This window comes from Luteolibacter rhizosphaerae (assembly GCF_025950095.1).
GTDB classification, from domain to species: domain Bacteria; phylum Verrucomicrobiota; class Verrucomicrobiia; order Verrucomicrobiales; family Akkermansiaceae; genus Haloferula; species Haloferula rhizosphaerae.
In genome coordinates this window covers 30,868-51,294 of the sequence record NZ_JAPDDR010000017.1, presented here as the reverse complement: position 1 = coordinate 51,294, position 20,427 = coordinate 30,868, and the positions used below count along the sequence as shown (strand labels likewise).

Below are 20,427 nucleotides of genomic sequence, written 5' to 3'. Positions count from 1 at the left end.
CCGCACGAAGCGGGCATCGGGTATGTGCCGCCAAAGTGCCCCCGCGTCCAGCCCTGAAAACCGCCCGGCAGGCTTAATCCACGGGAACCGTTTCGGTTTCGTCACCGGTATCGTCGCCCAGGTCCTCGGGCTCCACCGGCAGGGCCCGCGGAACTTCCTCCACCGGAGGCTCTTCGGTCGCATCGTCCTGCATCTGGCCCTCGGCATCAAGCGGCTCCACCTCTTGGGCCCGGAGCACCCCTTCCTCCGAAACTTCGGGCGCTTTTCCATCGCCCTCCGCCCCGGCCACGGCTTCGTCCACGATCTCGACCGCCTTCGGTGCCGGAGCCAGGATATCCTTGAATTCCTCTTCCAAGGGCTCGAAAAAGGACTTCACGATCGGCGCGGCATTCTTACCGCCGCTCGGCTTCTCGCCACGGCTACCCTCGTAGACCGCCGCGAAGGCGAAACGGGGCTCATCGTAGGGAAGGAATCCGGCGAACCAAGCGAGGTTGCGGTTGTTGTTCCACTGGGCGGTGCCCGTCTTGCCGCAAATATCCGAGAAACTCAGCGCGGCGGCGCGGCCGGTGCCGCCTTCCACCACGCGGTGCATGCCCTTGCGGACCACCTCGATCGCCTTCGGCTCGATGCCGAGCCAGTTGCGGCGCTCCGGCACGGCCTGCTTGATCACGCGGCCGTAGGGATCCTGCACCTGCATCACCAGATGCAGTTTCGGCAGCACCCCGCCATTCGCAATCCCTGCCATCGACTGAGCCACCTGCAGCGGCGAGACTTCGAGCGAGCCTTGGCCGATGGAAAGGTTGAAGTCGTCACCGTCTTTGAAGTTCCGCTTGTGGACCTTCATCATCCACTCGTTTGTCGGCACGGTCCCGGCCGTTTCCCCGACCAGATCGATCCCGGTCTTCTCGCCGTAGCCGAAGCGCCGGGCGGTACCGAGGAAGGCATTCGCGCCGAGGTCCATCCCCACCTTGCCGAACCAGATGTTGTTCGAGGAGGCCAGCGCCTGGACCACATTGATCGAACCCGCCGCCTTCTTGTTGTGGTTGTGGAAGGTGTGGTTCCCCAAGGTCAGGGCTCCGGGACAGTCGATGGTGGTATCCTCATCGATCTTGCCGTTGTTCAGTGCGGTCAGCGCGACGAAAGGTTTGAAGCAGGATCCGGGCGGATACTTCGATTGGAAGGCACGGCCAAAGAGCGGCGCGGAGGGATCCTCTTCCAAGGTCTTCTTCTCGGCGTCGGAAATACCGGGGATCCAGTGGTTGAGATCGAAAGACGGGCGCGAAGCCATCACCAGCACCTCGCCGGTGTTCACATCGATCAGCACGAAAGCCCCGCGTTTCGCCTTCTGCCGCAGCACCTTCTCCGCATGCTCCTGCCACTTCAGGTTGAGCGTGGTGACGATGGTGCCGCCTGGACGCGGGCGTCGCGGCTGCTCCTCGGGGAACTTGCGACCGTGCTCGTCGAAGAGAAGTTTCTTGGTGCCGGGCTGACCGGTAAGCTCGCGATTGTAGAGCAACTCGAGACCGGCGCGGCCCTCGGACTCCTCCCACATTGGCTCGTTGAAGTTGATCGGTCCGGTCGGGAGTTTGCCCACGCTGCCGGTGTATCCGATGATGTGCGCGGCCAGGTCGCTACCGGGATAGTAGCGCTGATAGACGGGATGCAGGATCAAACCCTTGGTCAGCGAAGGCTCGATCTTCTTCTTGTCCGCCTCATGGAGGTGGGTGGAGATCAACAAGGGCAGCCAGCGGCGCTCGCGATAGTGATTCCACAGCTCGTCGTCGGTCGGCTCTTTGAGATCTTTGACCAAGGTTCTGGCCTTTTCCAAACGGGCGCGTCCCCAATCGATGACGAACTGGCGGTCCGCTTTCTCGAACTGCTCGAACTGCAAGCCGAGCTGCCAAGCCAGACGGTTCTGGGCGAAAGGAGCACCGTTGCGATCAAGGATCATTCCGCGCGGCGCGGGGATCGCGAGAGTGATAGTGCGCGCATCCTTGCGGTTCGTGATCGAGGCATCGCTCGCCGAGCCGCCCACCGGCTTATCCGGCAAGGCGGCGATCTCCTGTGCGGAAGCCCCGGTAGCCGCGAGGGCGACTCCGAGGAAAAGGTGAACGAAAGAAGAGTTTCTCACGGGCCGGATCACGCGAATCTAGGCCCCTTCCGTCGGGAGGGCAACGCCCAATCCGCGCGAAATGCGGGAAAAACAGCCTTTAACCCGTAATCCGCACCTCGTCCGCCTGCACCAACCTCCGGACCCCGTTGGGAGTTTCCACCAAAAGCTCCCCGCCATCCCCAATCCCGGCGACGGTTCCGGATAGCGCCCCATCCGCAGCAAGCAGACGCACAGCCTTTCCAGTCAGCGCACAACGGACCCGAAAACCGCGCAGAAGTTCCTCGAAGCCCCCGCCGATCTTCGCGCTCCACACCTGCAGTCGCTCCAGCACCAGCAGCAGAACGGCGGACAATTCCGGTGCCTCGCCACACTCCAGCGCCAGCGAGGTCGCGCTATCTGCAAGCTCCAGCGGGAACTCCTTCACTCCCACATTGATGCCGATACCGATCACGACGAAGTCGTCCCCGGCTTCGACCAGTATCCCGGCGATCTTCCGGCCCCCAACCCAAACGTCATTCGGCCACTTCACTTCAGCCAAGGGTCCAAGCCGCTCGATCGCCTCAGCCACCGCGAGACCGGCGGCGAGAGAAAGCCGCGGCCAGAGCGCTTTATTCTCGCGCGGGCGTAGCAAGACGGAGAAGGCGAGCCCCTCCCCCGGCGGACATACCCAAGCAGCTCCGCGGCGACCACGCCCGGACTCCTGTTTCCCGGCTACGATCACCAGACCTTTCACAGCTCCGGCATTCGCGGCACTGCGGACATCGTCGTTCGTGGAACCGGTCTTCTCCCGGAAATCCATGCGGAAACCGGGCGGCAACTCAAGGTCCTGCCAGTCCAGACTCATTCGCTGCGTGTGAAATCGAGCGCCAGATCCATGGCCTTCACCGAATGGGTGATCGCACCCACCGAGATGAAATCGACGCCGGTAGCGGCGATGCCAGCGACCGTCTTCAGAGTTACGCCTCCGCTTGCTTCCAGCAGCGGGGTCGTGGCTTCCCCGCGCATCTTCACAGCCTGCGCCAGATCGGTGAGGCTCATGTTATCGAGCAGGATGTAGTTCACGCCCTCCAAGCCGAGGAAGATCTGCACCTGCTCCAAACGGTCCGCCTCCAACTCGACTTCGACTTGGGGATGCTCCTCCTTCAAGCGCTTGATCGCCGTCTGCAATACCACCGGATCACTGGCAGCCATGAGGTGATTGTCCTTCACCATCACGCGGTCGTAGAGCCCCATGCGATGATTGGTACCGCCGCCATCGAGCACCGCGCGTTTGTCCAAGAGACGCCAGCCGGGAATGGTCTTCCGGGTATCGAGAATCTGGGTATTCGTGCCACGCACGGCATCGACATATTGGCGGGTGGCACTGGCCACACCGCTCATCCGCTGCATGAAATTCAACATGGTGCGCTCGGCAGTGAGGATCGAACGGGCCGGGCCTTCCAACTTCATGAGATAGGCTCCCTCTGCGATCCGGTCGCCATCCGCAACCAGCAGCGAGGCTTGGATGGCGGGATCGACGCGATGCAACACTTCCAGACCGAGTTCGCCTCCCGAGAAGACTCCTGCCTCGCGGGCCACGACGAAGGCAGTCGCACGGCGCTCCTCCGGGACGAAGTAGAGGGAGGTCAGATCCCCGGAGCCGATATCTTCCCGCAGCGCGGATTCAATCAAACGTTCAACACTTTCGTCCACGCGCGGAAACTAGTTCAAGCAGGGCAAAACACGCAATCCATTCTCAATCCCCCGTCACGCTCACCACGATCTGGCGGGTGTGCGGGTCGCGGCGGTGTTCGAAGAGGAAGATCCCCTGCCAAGTGCCGAGGGTCATGGCGCGATCCATCACCGGAATGACCTCGCTGGTCCGGGTCAGGGTCATGCGGATGTGGCTGGGCATGTCATCCGGGCCCTCATAGATGTGCACGAAGTACGGCGTGTCCTCCGGCACCAGATGATCGAAGAAGGCCTCCAGATCGCGGCGCGCGCTGGGATCGGCATTCTCCATGATCACCAAGCTCGCCGAGGTGTGGCGCACGAACACGGTGACGATGCCGGTGGTGATCCCGCTCCGTTTCACGATCGCGGCGACCTCGTCCGTGATCTCGAGGGTGCCCTTCCCGCGGGTGCGGATCTGAAAGGATTCGGCATGTGCAGCCATGCAGCGGAGCTAGCGGATAGGCCTTACTTCGTCACCCGCAATCTCACGAAGCCGCGCGCACCATCTTCCACGGCCACATTGTAGAACCAAGTGATGGTCTCGTATTCGCCATCGGAAACGGGCGTTCCGGATTGAGTCATGCGGGAAGCAGCCGCGGGCGATGCGAGGTCGGCCAGAGTCTCGGCACCTTCGGGGATCAAGGACACCCCCGGCCGGAACTTTTTCACGCGGCTGCTGAGGGTCAAGTAGCGCTTGGCTGGATCGGTGCTGCCGCCGAGTTCGGTACCGCTTTTTATGATCAGGCCGGGGAGCTTGCCATCACCGGCAGCGAGGGGGTCCGAGCCTTGGAGATATTCTAACAGATTGGGAGCACCGTCCCTGTCGGGGTCGCTGTCGGCTGCGTTCTCGCCCTCCGGGAAGCTGATCGCTTGCGCCCAAGCCTCGAAGGAGGGATCGGGCACGACGACGGCGGGTAGTGGTATGGCGAGCGACCGGACCTCGCTGCCGCTGAGACTGCGGTTGTAGATCCGGAAGTCATCGACGATTCCGGCGAAATAGGGATCGGGCCACTGGCTCTTGCCGATGTAGTTGAGCGAGGGCGAGAAGTCGGCCGGGTTGAGAAGGATCGGGCGGGTATCCGCCACCGCGCCGTTCACGTAGAGGGTGCCGATATCCCCGCTCAGCGTGACGGCGACATGCGACCACTCACCGACCGGTAGCGGCGGGGCTTCGAGGATCTGCTCGGAGCCCGCGGCATTGCCGGTGACCGTGATCGTGAAGCGCAGGGTGTTCGCGCCGGACTTCGGGGTGAGCACCATGTACTGGGTGGTATTGTTGCCGAAGTCGAAGATGCGCTGCCAATTGTTGCCGCCATCCCAGAAGACCCGGGCGGCGATGGTGATGTCGGTGAGTCCGTTCACCACGGTATTGCGCAGCCTCACGTAGTCGTCGGTGCCGTCGAGACGGATGCCGCGCTCGAAGAGGCCGTCGGCATAGACCGGGCTGCCAAAATTGGTGGCCGTGGTGCCTCCCGCGCTATCGGCAGGAGAGTTGTTGAACTGGTGATGAGCGATGAGATCGGCGGGGCCCGGCGTGTTGATGTTTAGCACGGCATCATCCGCGAGGCCCGAGGAATCGGTCACCCGCACGATGAAGCGGCTGAGGCCGGCATCGGCTGCGGAAGGAACTCCCGAGAGCCGGCCATTTGCCGCCACGGTCAACCACGCCGGTCCGCCGACCTTCGAGAACACGAGCGTGGCCGCGCCATTCGGATCGCTGGCATTTCCGGAGAGGGTCTGCTCGTAGGCAGTGCCGATCGCGGCATTCGGCTTGCTGATGGTGTCCGACGTGAAGGTCGGCGCCTGGGCGGTGACCAAGGCCCCGATCTGCGTGCCTGTTAGAATCCGGTTGAAGATCAGGAATTCGTCCAAGCGACCATTAAAGAGAGGGTCCGCCGCATACTGGCTGTCGCCGATGTAGTTCATCGCCGGGTTGATATCGGAGAGCTTCATCGTCGTGGCCGTCGTGGAGACTTGGGAACCATTGACGAAGAGGCGGAGATTGCCGCCGCCAAGAGTCGCCGCGAGGTGGACCCATTGCCCGGTGGCGAGCGGGCCGGCATCGACCGAAGTCTCCACGCCATTTCTGCGGATGAGCAGGAGCATGCGGTTGCTAGCGGACTTCGGGCAGAGGAAGAAGTATTCCTCGGTGCCATTGCCGAAGTCGAAGATGCGCTGCCAGTTGCCTCCGCCATCCCAGTTCACCCAAGTGGCGATCGTGATTTCGTCGTGGCTGGCCACCCCTGCTGGCAAAGTGACGAGATCGTCAGTGCCATCCAGATCGATGGCTTGGCCGCGGGTTCCGGCGACATAGGCCGGGCTGCCGCTGGCTATGCCGTGGGCGGGTCCGGTGAGGCTCAGTGGCGTGCCATTGAAGGCATAGCGGGAACTCAGGCCCGCAGCCTCCGTAACCTCCACCTGCACGGTAGCGGTTTGCACGGTGCCGGCCGGAGTGGTGGCACTGACGAGGAAGGTATTGATGCCGCCGTCATTCAGGCCGGGGACGCCGGTCAGGCTACCATCCGGAGCCACGGCCAGCCAAGCCGGGCCGCCGAGCTTGCTGAAGGTAACGCTGCCGCCGCTCAGGTCGGCAGCGATGCTCGCAACATAAGGCTGATACTTCGGTGCTGAGGGCTTGTTAAGAAGATCCGCGCTGAATTGCGCCGGGGTGCTCGCTGCCAGGGTGGCCACCTGGGCATCGCTGAGCGCGTTCGTGTAGAAGCGCAGGTCATCGAGTTGGCCATTGAACATCGGGTCCGCCGCGAACTGGCTATCCCCGATGAAATTCGAGTTCGTGCCGATGGCATCCGGGTTGATGTCCATCGCGGTATTGGTGGCTACCAAGGCACCGTTGACGAAAAGCTTGCCGGTGTTGCCGGTGAGCGTCACCGCCACATGAGTCCAGACATTCACGGGAAGAGCGGCGCTGTGATTGAGTTGCTGCTCGGCCCCGCCGTTCTTGATCGTGAACCGCAACACATTGCTGCCCGCCTTAGGACTCAGAAAGAGGTAGGCGTTCGTGCCGGTGCCGAAGTCGAAGATCCGCTGCCAATTCGCCCCCCCGCCCCACTTCACCCAGGCGGCGCTGGAGAAGTCGGTGCTGTCGCCGAGACGATTGGGCAGCCTCAGGAAGTCGTCGGTTCCATCGAAGGAAAGCGCGGTCCCGTGCTTCCCGGGAACCATTGTCGGCGAGCCGTAGACGACCGGATTGTTCCCGTTGCGCGAGTCCCGCACGTTACCGTCGAAGAGATAGTCGGCGGCAGCTGAAGGGCTGTTGTTCGGCACCACCTGCTGGTAGGCGATGGGGGCGACATGATCGCGGTACATGGCCCCCATCGGCGTGATACTACCGTCATCGTAGTGGGTCTGGCGGAACCACTCGACCCGGCTGTAGATGGCGTAACGCTCGATCCACGGCGTATTGTCCATCATGTTGATCATCGCCTCGATCGCGTTGCGATTCTGCGTGACGTCGGGATCGTGGGCATTGTCAGTCCAGTTCGCACCGTTGTTGAACTCGGTCACCCAGACCGGCTTCCCGGTCGCATCGTAGATGCTCTTGAGGAAATTATACATCTGCGTGGCCGCGCCCGCCGGGTCGGTCTTGTTCCAGTAGCTGCGGTAGTAGTGCACCGGCACGTAGTCGACGCGATGCCCGAGGCTATTCGCCTCGTTCATGAAGGTGTTCAGCCAACCGGTGCCACCATCCGTCACCGCCGGGGCTCCGACGCGTAGCCCGGTGGAAAGCAGGTCGGGCCAGCGCGCGGCGGCATTCACCGCGGAGCCCGCCGGAGTCAGATTCTGATAAGCATCCTCCACCGAGTTGTCCGGCTCGTTGTAGCCGGACAGGTGATTCACCCCGCGCCACTTCCAATCCTGATCCAAGCCCGGCCAGTTCGGCTGCTGCTTGATAGCGACATACTCCCAATCGAGCGTGGAGTTCGAGCTGATGTTCCAATTGTAATTCCAGTTCGCCTTCAGCGAAACGGGACCGACATCGCAGGAACCTTTCTTCCCGGTCCAGCGCCAGGGGAAGACACGGATGAAGCTCACCGTGCGATCGAGAGCGGCGGGCATGAAGGATACCTCGAGATCGCCGTCCTGCGCCACGTAGTTCACGCTGCTGCCGGTGCCATTCTCATTCTGCGCGAAGGTCGCGGTGTAGCCGCGCTTCAGGATGAAAGAGCGGATGTTGTCCGCGAAGGGGCCGAGCGTGGTCGTGTTGTAGGCGGTATAGGAGCCGAGCTTCTTCGAGGTACCGGTGAGATGGGTTCCGGTGAATACCTGGAGCGGCAAGTAAGAGGAAGGCTGGGGAATGAGCACCGTTCCGGCGACGTGCTCCACGACCCTGACGTTCGTATCCAGCACGGCCGCTGCTCCATTGACCCGCACCCGGGAGAGATAGGTGGCAGCCACGGAGGACGGCAGGAGCTGGTGCAGGAAGAGAAAGGAATTCTCCGAGTTCAGGTGGATGGTGCAGCCGGGTATCGGATCGCCACCACCGTTGATATGCAGCTCGGACTTGCCGCTCAGGGTCGCCACGGTATTGGCGGCCAAGGTATCGGCGCGATGGACCTCGTTGTTCAACACGAGGGTCTGCCCCCGGGCGAACAGGGTGAGCAGGCACAAGAGGATCAGGACACAGTGCAGGAGGCCCATGGGTTTCGGGGACGGGGATGAGTTCGGTGCGCGAGACTTGGGTTGCGCACGGAAGGGCTGATGAAAGGTAACCCCGATCCTCCGCGAGACTTGTATGATTCCTCCGGGCCTGCGGAAATCACACAAGGATCCGCGATTCCGCAGAGGCGGCGGCAGCCCGATTCCAAGAGCGGAGGAGGAGCCCCGACCCCATCCGGACCCTTGTCACTTTTCGTTCCTTACGGCGGCGATCGCTGCCAATTCCCACCGGAAATGCGGTCGAGTTCTTGCCACGGCGGCCTCCGCGTGGTGTCTGGAGAGGTCATGAAACGCCGCCATTTCCTCGCCTCCGGAAGCCTCGCCGCCCTTCCCCTCCCCCTTTTGTCCGAGGAGACCGCACCGGCGGCAGCCAGCCCTTCCCGACCGAACCGGATCGGGGTCTCATCCTACTCCTTCTGGGGCTTCCAGCGGGAGAATTTGAAGGACATCCCGACCTGCCTCGATCACGCCGCGCGCATGGGCTTCGATGGCTTCGAGATCCTGCAACGCCAGATCGCCGCGGCGAATGAGATCCCGGACAATGTCACGCTGCAGAAATACAAGCGCCATGCCTTCCTGCTCGGGCTGGACCTGATGGGTTACTCGACTCACCAAGGATTCCTCTCGCCGGATCAGGCGAAGCGCGACGCGCAGATCAAGCACACGATCGATTGTATCGAGCAGGCCTACGCGCTGGGCATCCCGACCATGCGGGTGAACTCGGGCACCTGGGGAACCTCGAAAGATTTCGACGACCTGATGGCAAAGCGCGGGATCGAGCAACCGCTGGAAGGCTATACCGAAGAAGATGCCTACGGCTGGGTGATCGAGTCCTACCGCAAGATCCTGCCGGTGGCGGAGAAGTGCGGCGTGGTGCTCGGACTGGAGAATCACTGGGGGCTCGGCGTGACGCCGGAAGGCGTGAAGCGCGTGGTGGACACGATCAACTCGCCTTGGCTGAAGGTGACCTTGGATACCGGGAACTTCCTGGAAGATCCCTACGAGCGCCTGACCAAGCTGGCCAAGGATACCGTGCTGATCCAGACGAAGACCTACTTCGGCGGCGGGGTATGGTACACGCTGGAGCTCGATTACCCCCGGATCGCAAAGATCATGAAAGACGCGGGCTTCACCGGCTATGTCTCGCTGGAATTCGAGGGCAAGGAGGATCCGCTCACGGCGATCCCGAAGAGTCTCGACTTGCTGCGGAAGGCCTTCGCGTGATCTTGGGGCATGGAGAATGCGGGCAAGCTGCTAGTCTTCGCGGGACTGGGAATCGTGATTCTCGGGGCCGTGTTGTGGTTTGCCGGGGGCAAGGGCTGGCTCTCATGGATCGGCCGCTTGCCCGGTGACATCCGGGTGGAGGGTGACAAGGCCGGCTTTTACTTCCCGGTGATGACCTGCATCCTCGTGAGCGTGATCCTCAGCGGCGTGATGGCGCTGGTGAGGAAGTTCTTCGGGTAAGGAAGGAGAATTCGAGGAAATCCGATCAAGGGACTGGCCTTTTCGCCGCCGAGACCAAGATAACCTCATTGAGAGCCCGGTCGCGGAGGGCTCCGGCTTCAAAGGAGTTGGCCCACGCCTTGGCAGCTTCCGGATCGGTGGTAGCCCACCTGGAGACTATCGTGATCGCAGCCTCTTCTTGAGCGCCTCCGGTAGAGACCAGATCGGAGATCAAGCTTGCGGCATCTTCGGGTGAAGTGGCGCAGCGGATGACCGCGAGACGGGCGAAGATCTCCTCACGCGCGGTTCCGGGAGCTTGGGCTTCAGCCCAATGCAATGCGGAGTCATAGTCGCGTGTAGCCCATCGCCCGACGAGGTTCGCGGTCATGCCGGGTGCGAAGGAAAGCAGGTCGTAGGTCTCTGCCATCTGGATGGACTTGGCGGGATCGGATTGGGAGACTTCGCTAAAGATGCCGTTGAGCAGCATGCCGCGCTCCTCCTGATTGCGCAGATCATTCGCCCAGCGGGCGGCAGCTTGAGGGTCACGGCCGGCCCATTCCTGAGCGACGCGGTGCAGCGCGATCTCGCGGATGGAGCCATTCTCCAAGGAAGCCGCGAAGTCCGAAGCAGCCTGCGGATCTATCTTCGCCAAGGATCGGATCGCGGTTTGGAATGCTTGGAAATCGGAAAGCTCGCCGGAGGCTGTTAGAGACTTGAGCTCTTCAAGAAGCCGACCGGTATCAGAGTCTGCGTTTGCTCGAGCGGTAGCGGAAGATCGCAGCGGCCCGGGTGGTGTGATCGCTTCGGCCGTGGCGGAAGAATGACCGGATCGGTCAAAGGAATAGATCCCTGCCGCCGCGATGGTCAGGACAGAGACGGAAACCGCGAGTTTCTTGGGAAAACCGGGAGTCATGGATTCAAGAAGATCAGATTGGAAAAGAGGGCCGCGGCGGATCTGCCCGCCGCGGCCGGAATGATCCATCAGGGCGTGTAGAACTGCGGGATGAAGGTATTCACCATGTGCAGATAGAAGGCCGGATGGTTCTCAAACACGATCTGGCGACCGGAAGGATTCTGGACGATCCACTGGAAGCCGGAGGCGATGTACTCGGCGGGCGAAACATTCGCGTAGCCGCTGCCGTCCCAACGCTTGGCCGGGTCCGCCGCCTCGGCATTGAAGTAGGCAGAGAGACCGCTGCCGTTGTTCATGTGGTGCATGTACTCATGGATGAGCACGGGCACGCGCTGGCCGACATTTGTGTCCCAGAAGTTCTTGTTATACCAGGTATTCCCGCCGCTGGAACCGGCGGCACCGCCGTAGCTGGAGGTGATATCCAGCATCGAATTCGTCCAGCGTCCGGGGCCGAACATCTTCGGCCAGAAGACATCCCCGCCCATGTAGGTGAGGAAGGACTGGAACTCCGCGGAGTAGGCCGCAGCGGATCCGCCTTCATAGCGCGAATGATTCGCGATGAAGGTGTTCAGGTTCGCAGCCGAGAGCGATGGCGGGGTCGGAGGCAGGGGCGCGAGAGCCTTGAACCAGCCGGACTTCACGACACCCGGAGCGGGATCGCCGAAGCGGGCGTTGTTGAAGGTGATCGTGCCGCTCTGGCTATTCTGATAGGCATAGCTGCCATTGCCACCGTAGGCGATGTTCACCGGCTGGGTGAAGGTGAAGCTGCCATTCTCCGAGACGCAGTAGGTGTAGCCGGCGGGGCCGCTGGTGTTCGTGGCCTTGTAGTAGCCGTTCTTCAGCGTGTTCGGGATCGGATCGCGGAAGGTGGTGTTGTTGAAGGTCCAGGCTCCGTCCGTCTTGTTGACGAAGTGGAAAGAGCTCCCCGCACCATAGGCCAGATCCACCTTGCCGCCCGAGAAGGTCCGCGTGCCCCCCTCATCCCCGGCGAAGATATAGCCCGACGGTCCCTTCGCGAACTTCCACTGCGTGTTGGTGGAGCCGTTGTTCGGGAGCTGCACCACGGCAGCACCGCTGGCGGTGGAGGCACTCTGGACTCCGAGCGCCTTGCCCGAATGGACGAAGACCAGGCTGTAGTAGCCATTGCCACGGTCCTGCAGGGTGAAGCGCTGGTTGTTGCCGCTATTCCAAGTGGAGATGATCGCGGCGGCGTTGTCAGCGGTGGAGGCACCGTTGATATCGAGCACATTCCCGCTGCCGACACCGGTGAGGCGATATTGCCCGCTGCCGAGCGACTCCACCAACCACTGCTGGTTGCTCGCGCCATGTCCAACCGATTGGCCCACGGGCGAACCGCTGGCCGTGGCGGCACCGAGCACATCAAGGAAGTGGCCGGAATGCCGCGCCACCAAGGTGTAGGTGGTCCCGGATGTCACTTGGGCTCGTGACGACAGGAGCGATAGCACTGCGAATCCAATGCTTAACAACAGCGATGGTCTCTTTCGAGTTTGCATGTTACTTGGGTTGTTCATTTGGGTTGTGTTCAACGGCTTCCCGTAGAGGAATCCGGTTGAGATCTGCCCGGCAGCGACGCAGCCCACAGGGTGGATTGCAGTGCATTGCATTGTGCCGAAAATGGATCGTCCGATGTGAAATCGGAAAAATATCACCCCCAGCTTTAGGGCCGGATTTCGCGACCATCACTCAAAAGCCATCCCAAATTCATGCCAAATTGGAGGGAATTTTGGCATTCACCGAAAGCGGATTCTGATATGCGAATATATTATTTATTCTTCGGATAGATAACGGCCATTCATCAGTCCGGAGCGTATCGCGCCGGATCGCAATTTGCATGAAATTGAAGCAAGCTCCCTGCTGATGACCGTGTAGTGCCGGTTTGTCATCCGGCGACGCCCTCCCCTTTTCCTCTCGCGCAGGAGGACGAGGTTAGATAAACGCCGAACCGGATCAGTTAATCCAATGTTGTCATGACCAGCCATCCTCACCATCCGATCATCTACGTCCGTGGCTTCGCCGCCTCCCAAGGAGAAATCGACGAAGCCGTGGCCGATCCCTACATGGGCTTTAACGTGGGTGCCACCAAGGCCCGGAGGGCGTGGAGCGGCAGCTTCCAGCGCTTCTTCTTCGGTTCACCGCTGATCCGGCTGATGCGGGATTATCAATACAGCGATGTCTTCGAGAACGGGGAGGACCTGCTGGAGACGGAGCGCGCGGATCTCAAGCTGCCCTACCGCTCGATCATCATCTACCGTTACTACGACTCCGCCTCCACCGACTTCGGCAACGGCGAGACCCCGCCGATCGAGGAATTCGCAAAGGGCTTGAGCCGCCTGATCCTGAAGCTGCGCGACCGCGTCTGCGGGGATGGCGAGGGACAGGTGAAGGCCTCCGACTTCAAGGTGCACCTGGTGGCGCATTCCATGGGTGGACTCATCTGCCGGGCCTTCCTGCAAAATCCCGCGCTGGGTGCCGCCGATGCCCGCGCCGCCGTGGACAAGGTCTTCACCTATGCCACGCCGCACAACGGCATCGACATGCGCATCGTGCGCAATGTCCCCGGCTGGGCGACCTTCGGCGACATCAACAACTTCAACCGCGAGCGGATGGCCAAGTATCTGGCGCTGGACCAATCCGAGGACGTTTCGCAAGTCACCAACTTCCCCGCCGAGCGGATCTTCAATCTCGTGGGGACAAACCCCGCCGACTACGCGGTGGCCAAGGGCATCTCCTCATGGGCGGCGGGTGAGGCGAGCGACGGGCTGGTCCGGATCGCGAACGCGGTGACCCACTCGCTCGACGCCAAGGGCAAGCGGGCCGGCTCGCCGCGGGCCTTTGTGCACCGCAGCCACTCCGGCCATTTCGGCATCGTGAATTCCGAGGAGGGTTACCAGAACCTCGTCCGCTTCCTCTTCGGCAAGCTGAAGGTGGATGCCATCCTGGATGTCGATGACATCACGCTGCCGCCGGAGGTGCAGAAGAAAAAGGACGAGGGCAAGAAGATCACCGCCTCCTACAACTTCGAGACCTCTGTCTCCATCCGCGGCTGCCAGTGGCAGATCACGCGGCGCGAGGTGCGGGAAAACTCCGCGATCTTCCGGACCTACGACCAGATGTTCCCCGAGCCGAAGCGCAACCCGGACCGCGCTCAGAGCCCGCATCTCTTCTCGATCTTCCTGGATCCCACCAAGAGTGTGATGTCTTCCGGTTCGGTCAGCTTCGCCGTGGACATCAAGGTGCTGGTGCCGGACTACACGGTGGATGGCTTACTCTTCATGGACCGCCACTACGAGGGCGGCTACATCCTGCGCGAGCTGATCCTGGTGGAGGCCTTCCCGGAGGACGGCTCGATGCAGAACTGGCAGATCAAGTACGGCCTGCAGGACAAGAACCCGGGCAAGCCGGGAACATCTGCCGAAACTGCCAAACTCTTCGGCTCCGCCGGGGTGTCCCTCAAGATCCCGCTGGCCCAGAAGACGCGGCCCGGCTTCCAAGGCACGTTGCGCTTCGAGATCCGGCCATGGAGCTAATTATGACACGTTTTAAATAAATTCGTGCAATTCCATGCCGGATCCTGCGTAGTGCTTTCATGCTCCGCCGCCATTTCCTCGCGACCCTAGCCGCCTCCGCCGCTCCCCTGCCCCTCTCCGCGCAATCCGCGGAGAAGCCGCTCCCGATCAAGCTCTCGCTGAAATGCGGGATGGCGAACTTCGGCGCGAATCTGGAGGAGAAGTTCCGGACCCTGAAGGAGATCGGCTACGATGGCGTGGAACTAGACTCACCCGGGGGGCAAAACAAGGAGGAAGCACTTGCCGCCTCCAAGGCGACCGGCCTGCCGATCCATGGCGTGGTCGACTCCATCCACTGGAAGACCCGCCTTTCCGATCCCGATGCCGCCGTGCGCGAGCAAGGCCTGCAAGGTCTGCTCACCGCCATCCGCGAGAGCAACTCGGTCGGCGGCTCCGCCGTGCTGCTGGTGCCCGGCGTGGTGGATGCGAAGACAAATCATGACGAGGCATGGGCGCGCTCCATCGTGGAGATCCGCAAGGCCCTGCCGCTGGCTGCCGATCTGGGCGTGCATATCCTGATCGAGAACGTGTGGAACCGCATGTTCTACAAGGAGGATGGCGGCGACGCGCAATCCGCCGAGTTGCTGGCGAAGTATCTCGACGAGATCAACTCGCCGTGGGTGGGTTCCTACTTCGATATCGGCAATCACCAGCGCTTCGGCAAACCGGCCGAATGGACCCGCACGCTCGGCAAGCGGATCGTGAAACTCGACTGCAAGGACTGGGGCGTGAAGGGCGGCTTCGGCAAGATCGGCGAGGGCGATGTGGACTGGCCCGCCGTGCGCACGGCCCTGCGGGAGATCGGCTACACCGGCTGGGCCACCGCGGAGGTGGAGGGAGGCGATGCGAATGCCTGCGCGGACATCCTCGCGCGGATGAAGAAGCATCTGTTAGGTGCCTGATTCCCCGGCTCCATACCGGCTCACAAAAAGGGATGTCAGCGGAAGCCGACATCCCTTTCGATTTTTCAGATCTGCGGCCGGATCACTTCCACGCGCTCTTGATGCGGTGGATCTTGAGGGAGTCGAACTTCACCTCGCCGCCGTTCGCCACAATGCGCACCGGCTTGGTACCGGCGGTCTGGCGGATGTAGCGGCTGGTGTAAGTGCCGTTCACGAAGACCTCGAGCGAGACGGTGTCCACGAAGAGGCGGATCTTGATCTTGCCATCGACCGGTGACTGCGGGCCGTTCGCTCCGGTGAAGGTCTGGTCGGCACGCTTCCACACGGCGAGGTGATCCTGGAAGATCTTGAAGCCGATCTCCGAGGCGGAGGAGGAGGCATCGATCACCGCCTCGATCTCGAACTGGCCGCCCTCGAACTCCGCGAGCGGATCCACGGACAGCGGCTCGACCACGAGGTCCTTCCACTCCTTGGTATCCTGGCGCAGGCCTTCGATCTCCTTGCTGGGCTCGGCGTGCACGCGGATGCCCTTGCTATCCGTGCGGAGCGTGAAGTCCATCGGCAGGGTCATCTGCAGGTTGAAGGGCGCACCGTTCAGGCCCGGGCCGGTATCGCGCATCCAGCCGAAGTGAACGCGGCGCTTCTCCGGGGCATTGTCGTAGGATTGACCGGCGTAAGCGCTGCCGAAGTAGTACTGATGCGGACCGCTCTCCGCCTTGAAGGTGCGGCCATCGAAGCTGCCGAGCATGTACTTGCCCTGCGCACCCCAGGCCACCCAGCGGGTGTTGTTCGGATCGCCATCCACGGGCAGTTCGAAGAGATCCGGGCACTCGCTATCGGTGGGGATCTTGTAGTCGGAGGTCTTCTCCCACTTCACCATGTCCTTGGAGACATAGATGCCATAGTCGGGGCCATCGTAGTAGAGCGGCATGACCCAGTGCTTGGAGGGTTCGTGCCAGAAGATCTTCGGGTCGCGGTTTTCGGCGATCACGTGCGGGACCACGGGATTGCCCTTGAACTTGGTGAAGGTCTTGCCGCCGTCTTCGCTGTAGGCGACCGATTGCACCGCCTTGTGGTCGGGCAGGTAGCTGAGGAAGCCATTCGCGGTATAGGCGAGCACGAGGGACTCATCCTTCACCGGCAGGGTGGTGCTGCCCTTCGGTGCCACCACGGCGGAACCGGAATACATGTAGCCTTCCGCATCGGGGTTCAAGCCGGCGGGCCGCTCTTTCCAATGGAAGAGATCGGAGCTCACGGCGTGGCCCCAGGTCATGTTGTCCCAATTGTGGTTGTAGGGATTGTGCTGGTAGAAGAGGTGCCAGTTGCCGTCGTGGTAGACGAGGCCGTTCGGGTCGTTCAGCCAGCCGCGGCGGCTGGTGAAGTGGTACTGCGGACGCAGGTCTTCCTGATAGATCTGCTCCTCGCCGGGATAGGTGTCGCTGATTTTCACCTTCTCCCATGCATCCTTCAGCACGCCGGGGATGCTGCCGCTCACGGTGAGCTTGCGGCCCTGAAGATTCGCCAGGTCGGTGAAGACCCAGAAGTCCGGGTTGTTCGAGAGGCAGATGTCCGCGTAGAGGTACGGCTCCTTCTCGCCATCCAGCGTGAAGAAGAAGCGGCGCTTCTGCGTGGTGTCGCGGGTGACGGGCCAGACGAGGTAGCGGCCGCTGATGGCGAATTCCTGGTTCAGCGCGAGGTTCTTCGGCGCGTCACTCTGCACGATCTGGTCGAGCGTGAGGTGGCCCCAAGTGCCCTTGCGCTTGTCGATCACCTGTAGCTTCGCCTGCTTGCCTGCATAGCCGGAGAGATCGAAGGACTGCCACTCCAGATTCTCGGCACCACCCGGGCGGTCGAATCGGCCGGTGGCGCTCTGGACCGTCTTGCCATCCACGATCAGGTTGACCGAGGTCTCGCCGGGGAACTTTCCGCCGCCGATCAGGAAGTTGAGATACTTTCGCTCGATCTTGAACGCCGGGGACTCCAGCTCACTGGTGCTGTCATCGCCGCCGTGGTAGCCATTCACGAAGCCGGTGCCTTGGAAGCCGGTGACGTTCATCTGGCCATCCAGAGCGCCCTTGGCCGGAGCCTTGCCGAACGCTTCCCCGCTCACCTTCCACTCGCCGAAGCTGTCGCCCTCGAAATCAGCAACGGTGATATCGGGCGCGGCGAGGGCGAGACAGGGTAGTAGCAGGAATGGAAGAGTTCGGATCATCATGGTTGAGGTAACGGATTGGTCGCCACAAAACGCATCCGGGCTAGCAGGATCTATCCCCCTGAAGCTGTCAGGTGAAAAGACCTGTGCTTACAGGATTGCAAGCCTGCCAATGACACCGGGCGCTTGCACGTCCCGATTTGCGACGTTAGCACGCTGCATCCCGTGAGCGACTCCTATCTCAACCGCTTCTCCGGCATCGGCCGGCTCTACGGCATGGCCGCGCTGGAACGCTTCCGCCACGCCCGCGTGGCCGTGGTCGGTGTAGGCGGGGTCGGCTGCTGGGCCGCGGAGTGTCTCGCACGTTCCGGCATCGGCAAGATCACCATGATCGATGCCGATGACCTCTGCGTGACGAACACGAATCGCCAGATCCATGCGCTGGACGGCACCTACGGGAAACCGAAGGTGGGCGTGATGGCACTCCGCCTGCGCGCGATCCAGCCGGAGATCGAGGTGACGGAGCGGCAGGAGTTCCTTTCCGATCGCAATGTGGATGAGTTTCTCGACGCGGGATTCGACGCGGTGATCGATGCCATCGACGCGGTGCGGGCGAAGTGCGTGCTACTGGCGAAGTGCCGCGAGCGCGGCGTGCCGGTGATCGCCTGCGGCGGTGCCGGGGGCAGGCGCGATCCCACGCGGATCCAAGTGACCGACCTGGCAAGAACCCGCGATGACGCGCTGCTGATGGCGGTGCGAAAACGCCTGCGCGACGAGCACGGCTTCCCGAAAGCACCGCCAGGAGAGAAGGTGAGGAAGTTCGGTATCGAGGCCGTCTTCTCCGACGAGCCGCCGCTCTTCCCGACCTGCGAGGGCGAGGTGAGCCACGAGCGTCCGGAGGATCTGCCATCGGGCCTGCGCTGCGATGCGGGCTACGGCACGGCCACGCATGTCACCGCCGTCTTCGGAATGATCGCGGCGGGGCGGGTGCTGGCTCAGTTGAGCGGCGAGTCATCCTAGCTCTATCTCGCGGTTGTCGGACCGGCGACGGGCTGTTATCGCTCGCCCGATGATCCGACGATTCCTCCTCCCCGGCGTGCTCGGCGCGCTGCTTTGCTTAGCCGCCAGCGGCCGCACTTGGACCGACACAAGCGGCAAGAAGATCGAAGCCGAGATCGTGGGCGTGGAGGAAGGGAAGGTCGTGCTCAAGTTCAAGGGCAAGGACGTGCGTCTGCCCTTGGAGCGGTTGAGCGAGGATGACCGCAAGTTCGTGGAGGAATGGAGCAAGCAGGAGAAGCCCGCAGCCTCACCGGTGGGAGAACTGGTCCTCTGCGGCACCAAGCTGAAGGCGGACGGCGGCATCACCATCGTCAACGATCCCCTGCCCCCTGCGGCCCTGAAGGAATATTCGAAGGCGGAGACCAAACCGACCAAGCTCACGCTGGCCATCGCGCTACCGAGCGGCTTCGATCCCTCGAAGCCCCAGCACGTGATGTGGACCTGCGCGGCGATCAACGACGAGGGCGAACGCAAGAATGGCAATATCGGCTGCATGGCCGGCTATGCTCAAGCCGCGGTAAAGGCAGGCTGGGTGGTCATCGCGGTGGATACTGACATCGGCAATCCGCGCCGTCCTGAAGGCAATCGCGCCCCCGGTGGTGACCTTGCAGTACACCGCCACGCTGCGGAGCTGCTGACCAAGACATGGCCGGGCTTCAGCACCTGGAAGTTCGCCTGCTGTGGCTTCTCCGGCGGCGGCAAGACCTGCTTCTACCGCATGGGTCATCTGTTAGAGAGCAAGCTGGAGGTCGTGGGACTTTTCCTCGGCGGCTGCAATCAGGACCTGACCGAGTCCGCCCGGAACGAGTCCGGGTTCCGCAAGGGCGGGACGAAGAAGGTCCGTGTCTTTATCAGCAACGGGAAGAACGATACCATCTCCACCGTGGCCCATGCCGAGAAGGTGCGCGACGACGTGGAGGCAAATGGCTATGGCGAGGTGCAACTGGACCTCTACGAGGGCGGACACAGCCTGGACATGGCAAGCTTCGGCAAGGCGATCGCCTGGTTCAAGGAACCGGCAGGAAAATAGCGCGGCAGGAACCGGAAAGATTTCCGGTCACGGCACATGACCTATCTCCAAGATAGGGGTGAATCATTCGACCTCCACGATTCACCACCATGAAAAACATCCGTATCCTCGTCGGGGCAAGTCTCGCCCTGTCCTTGTCCATCGCTTCCCTCCCCGCCTGCGAGATCAAGCTCAACAAAGATCCCGCACTGGCCAAATCACCGAGCCTGAAGATCAAGTCCACGAAGGTGGAGTACCTGAAGGATCTGGACCTGATGGTCTTCAGCATGGACCTGCACGGTCCGGCAGGCAAGACGGTGCCGAAAGCCGTCGGCCAGCTCGATGGCGCGCCCGTGGTCGCCTATGTCTTCCCCACTACCCTCAAGGCCGCCGATGTCGGCATGGGCAGCGCGGAAGGCATCGTTGCCCTGGCGATCACTTCCCATCCCGACTTCGACGACACGCCACTCTGGGACGAGGATGCGAACGGAAAGTATGACGACGACAAGGTCATCTACCACACCCACTGGGCGCTGTTGGCAAAGGATGACCGCGTGCCCGGCGGGCTGGCCGTGAAGGAATTCAAGAAGGAGGACAAGAGCGTGGTGCTACCGCCGACGAACTGCGGCATGCCCATCTATCTGGATGCCGCCGGACATTCCGTGGTGGAGCGCGGGAACACGATCAAAGCACTTGTGCCTGCTTACTATCTCCGCAACAAGACCAGCTTCAAATTCGACGGGGTTACTTGTTACATGCAGGTGAATACTTCCTGTATGGCGAGACCCATGTTAGGCGTCTATGAAGTCTACTCGGTAGCCTCCGGTGACCTGAGCCTGCCCTACTCCACCAAGTAATC

General features: G+C 62.1%; 15 protein-coding genes. 7 read left to right on the top strand and 8 right to left on the bottom strand.

The features are described 5' to 3' along the window. Positions 1-73: 73 nt before the first annotated feature. From OJ996_RS23985 to OJ996_RS23965, 5 genes are all read right to left on the bottom strand, one after another. Complete coding sequence (locus OJ996_RS23985) at positions 74-2,131, bottom strand: peptidoglycan D,D-transpeptidase FtsI family protein (RefSeq protein WP_264516253.1); 2,058 nt, start codon at positions 2,129-2,131, stop codon at positions 74-76. Between the two features lie 79 nt (positions 2,132-2,210). Beyond that, on the bottom strand, positions 2,211-2,957 hold the full coding sequence (locus tag OJ996_RS23980; RefSeq protein ID WP_264516252.1) for a biotin--[acetyl-CoA-carboxylase] ligase: 747 nt from the start codon (positions 2,955-2,957) through the stop codon (positions 2,211-2,213). After that, positions 2,954-3,805 (bottom strand): carboxylating nicotinate-nucleotide diphosphorylase, encoded by an 852-nt coding sequence (nadC, locus tag OJ996_RS23975; RefSeq protein WP_264516251.1) that lies wholly within the window; start codon positions 3,803-3,805, stop codon positions 2,954-2,956. Before nadC ends, OJ996_RS23980 begins: the two co-directional genes overlap by 4 nt. A gap of 43 nt (positions 3,806-3,848) precedes the next feature. Next, positions 3,849-4,268 carry a secondary thiamine-phosphate synthase enzyme YjbQ gene (locus OJ996_RS23970; protein ID WP_264516250.1) on the bottom strand — a complete coding sequence of 140 codons (420 nt, stop codon included), beginning with the start codon at positions 4,266-4,268 and terminating at the stop codon, positions 3,849-3,851. Between the two features lie 23 nt (positions 4,269-4,291). Continuing rightward, on the bottom strand, positions 4,292-8,485 hold the full coding sequence (locus OJ996_RS23965) for a LamG-like jellyroll fold domain-containing protein (RefSeq protein WP_264516249.1): 4,194 nt from the start codon (positions 8,483-8,485) through the stop codon (positions 4,292-4,294). 303 nt (positions 8,486-8,788) lie between these two features. On the opposite strand from OJ996_RS23965, the gene OJ996_RS23960 reads away from it, so the two are divergent. Together OJ996_RS23960 and OJ996_RS23955 are read left to right on the top strand one after the other, a co-directional pair. Beyond that, a complete protein-coding gene (locus tag OJ996_RS23960) occupies positions 8,789-9,727 on the top strand; it encodes a sugar phosphate isomerase/epimerase family protein (protein ID WP_264516248.1) in 939 nt (312 codons plus the stop codon). Positions 9,728-9,736: 9 nt separating this feature from the next. Beyond that, entirely contained in the window at positions 9,737-9,967 is a 231-nt protein-coding gene (locus tag OJ996_RS23955; protein WP_264516247.1) for a DUF2905 domain-containing protein, read from the top strand. A 25-nt stretch (positions 9,968-9,992) separates the two neighbouring features. Here the strand turns inward: OJ996_RS23955 and OJ996_RS23950 are convergent, their stop codons facing one another. Together OJ996_RS23950 and OJ996_RS23945 are read right to left on the bottom strand one after the other, a co-directional pair. Beyond that, positions 9,993-10,859 carry a hypothetical protein gene (locus OJ996_RS23950; RefSeq protein WP_264516246.1) on the bottom strand — a complete coding sequence of 289 codons (867 nt, stop codon included), beginning with the start codon at positions 10,857-10,859 and terminating at the stop codon, positions 9,993-9,995. A 68-nt stretch (positions 10,860-10,927) separates the two neighbouring features. Next, on the bottom strand, positions 10,928-12,295 hold the full coding sequence (locus OJ996_RS23945; RefSeq protein WP_264516245.1) for an RICIN domain-containing protein: 1,368 nt from the start codon (positions 12,293-12,295) through the stop codon (positions 10,928-10,930). A 552-nt stretch (positions 12,296-12,847) separates the two neighbouring features. Here OJ996_RS23945 and OJ996_RS23940 point away from each other — a divergent pair. Together OJ996_RS23940 and OJ996_RS23935 are read left to right on the top strand one after the other, a co-directional pair. Next, on the top strand, positions 12,848-14,407 hold the full coding sequence (locus OJ996_RS23940; RefSeq protein ID WP_264516244.1) for an esterase/lipase family protein: 1,560 nt from the start codon (positions 12,848-12,850) through the stop codon (positions 14,405-14,407). A gap of 59 nt (positions 14,408-14,466) precedes the next feature. Continuing rightward, the gene (locus tag OJ996_RS23935; protein WP_264516243.1) at positions 14,467-15,348 is read left to right on the top strand and encodes a sugar phosphate isomerase/epimerase family protein; all 882 of its coding nucleotides are present in this window, start codon (positions 14,467-14,469) and stop codon (positions 15,346-15,348) included. 82 nt (positions 15,349-15,430) lie between these two features. On the opposite strand, the gene OJ996_RS23930 is transcribed toward OJ996_RS23935, so the two are convergent. Next, entirely contained in the window at positions 15,431-17,560 is a 2,130-nt protein-coding gene (locus OJ996_RS23930) for a glycoside hydrolase family 32 protein (RefSeq protein WP_264516241.1), read from the bottom strand. A 165-nt stretch (positions 17,561-17,725) separates the two neighbouring features. On the opposite strand from OJ996_RS23930, the gene OJ996_RS23925 reads away from it, so the two are divergent. From OJ996_RS23925 to OJ996_RS23915, 3 genes are all read left to right on the top strand, one after another. After that, positions 17,726-18,520: a tRNA threonylcarbamoyladenosine dehydratase gene (locus OJ996_RS23925; protein WP_264516239.1), complete on the top strand. Its 795-nt coding sequence runs from the start codon at positions 17,726-17,728 to the stop codon at positions 18,518-18,520. A gap of 49 nt (positions 18,521-18,569) precedes the next feature. Continuing rightward, positions 18,570-19,589 (top strand): SHD1 domain-containing protein, encoded by a 1,020-nt coding sequence (locus OJ996_RS23920; protein ID WP_264516238.1) that lies wholly within the window; start codon positions 18,570-18,572, stop codon positions 19,587-19,589. A gap of 89 nt (positions 19,590-19,678) precedes the next feature. Further along, complete coding sequence (locus tag OJ996_RS23915; protein ID WP_264516237.1) at positions 19,679-20,425, top strand: hypothetical protein; 747 nt, start codon at positions 19,679-19,681, stop codon at positions 20,423-20,425. Positions 20,426-20,427 lie beyond the last annotated feature (2 nt).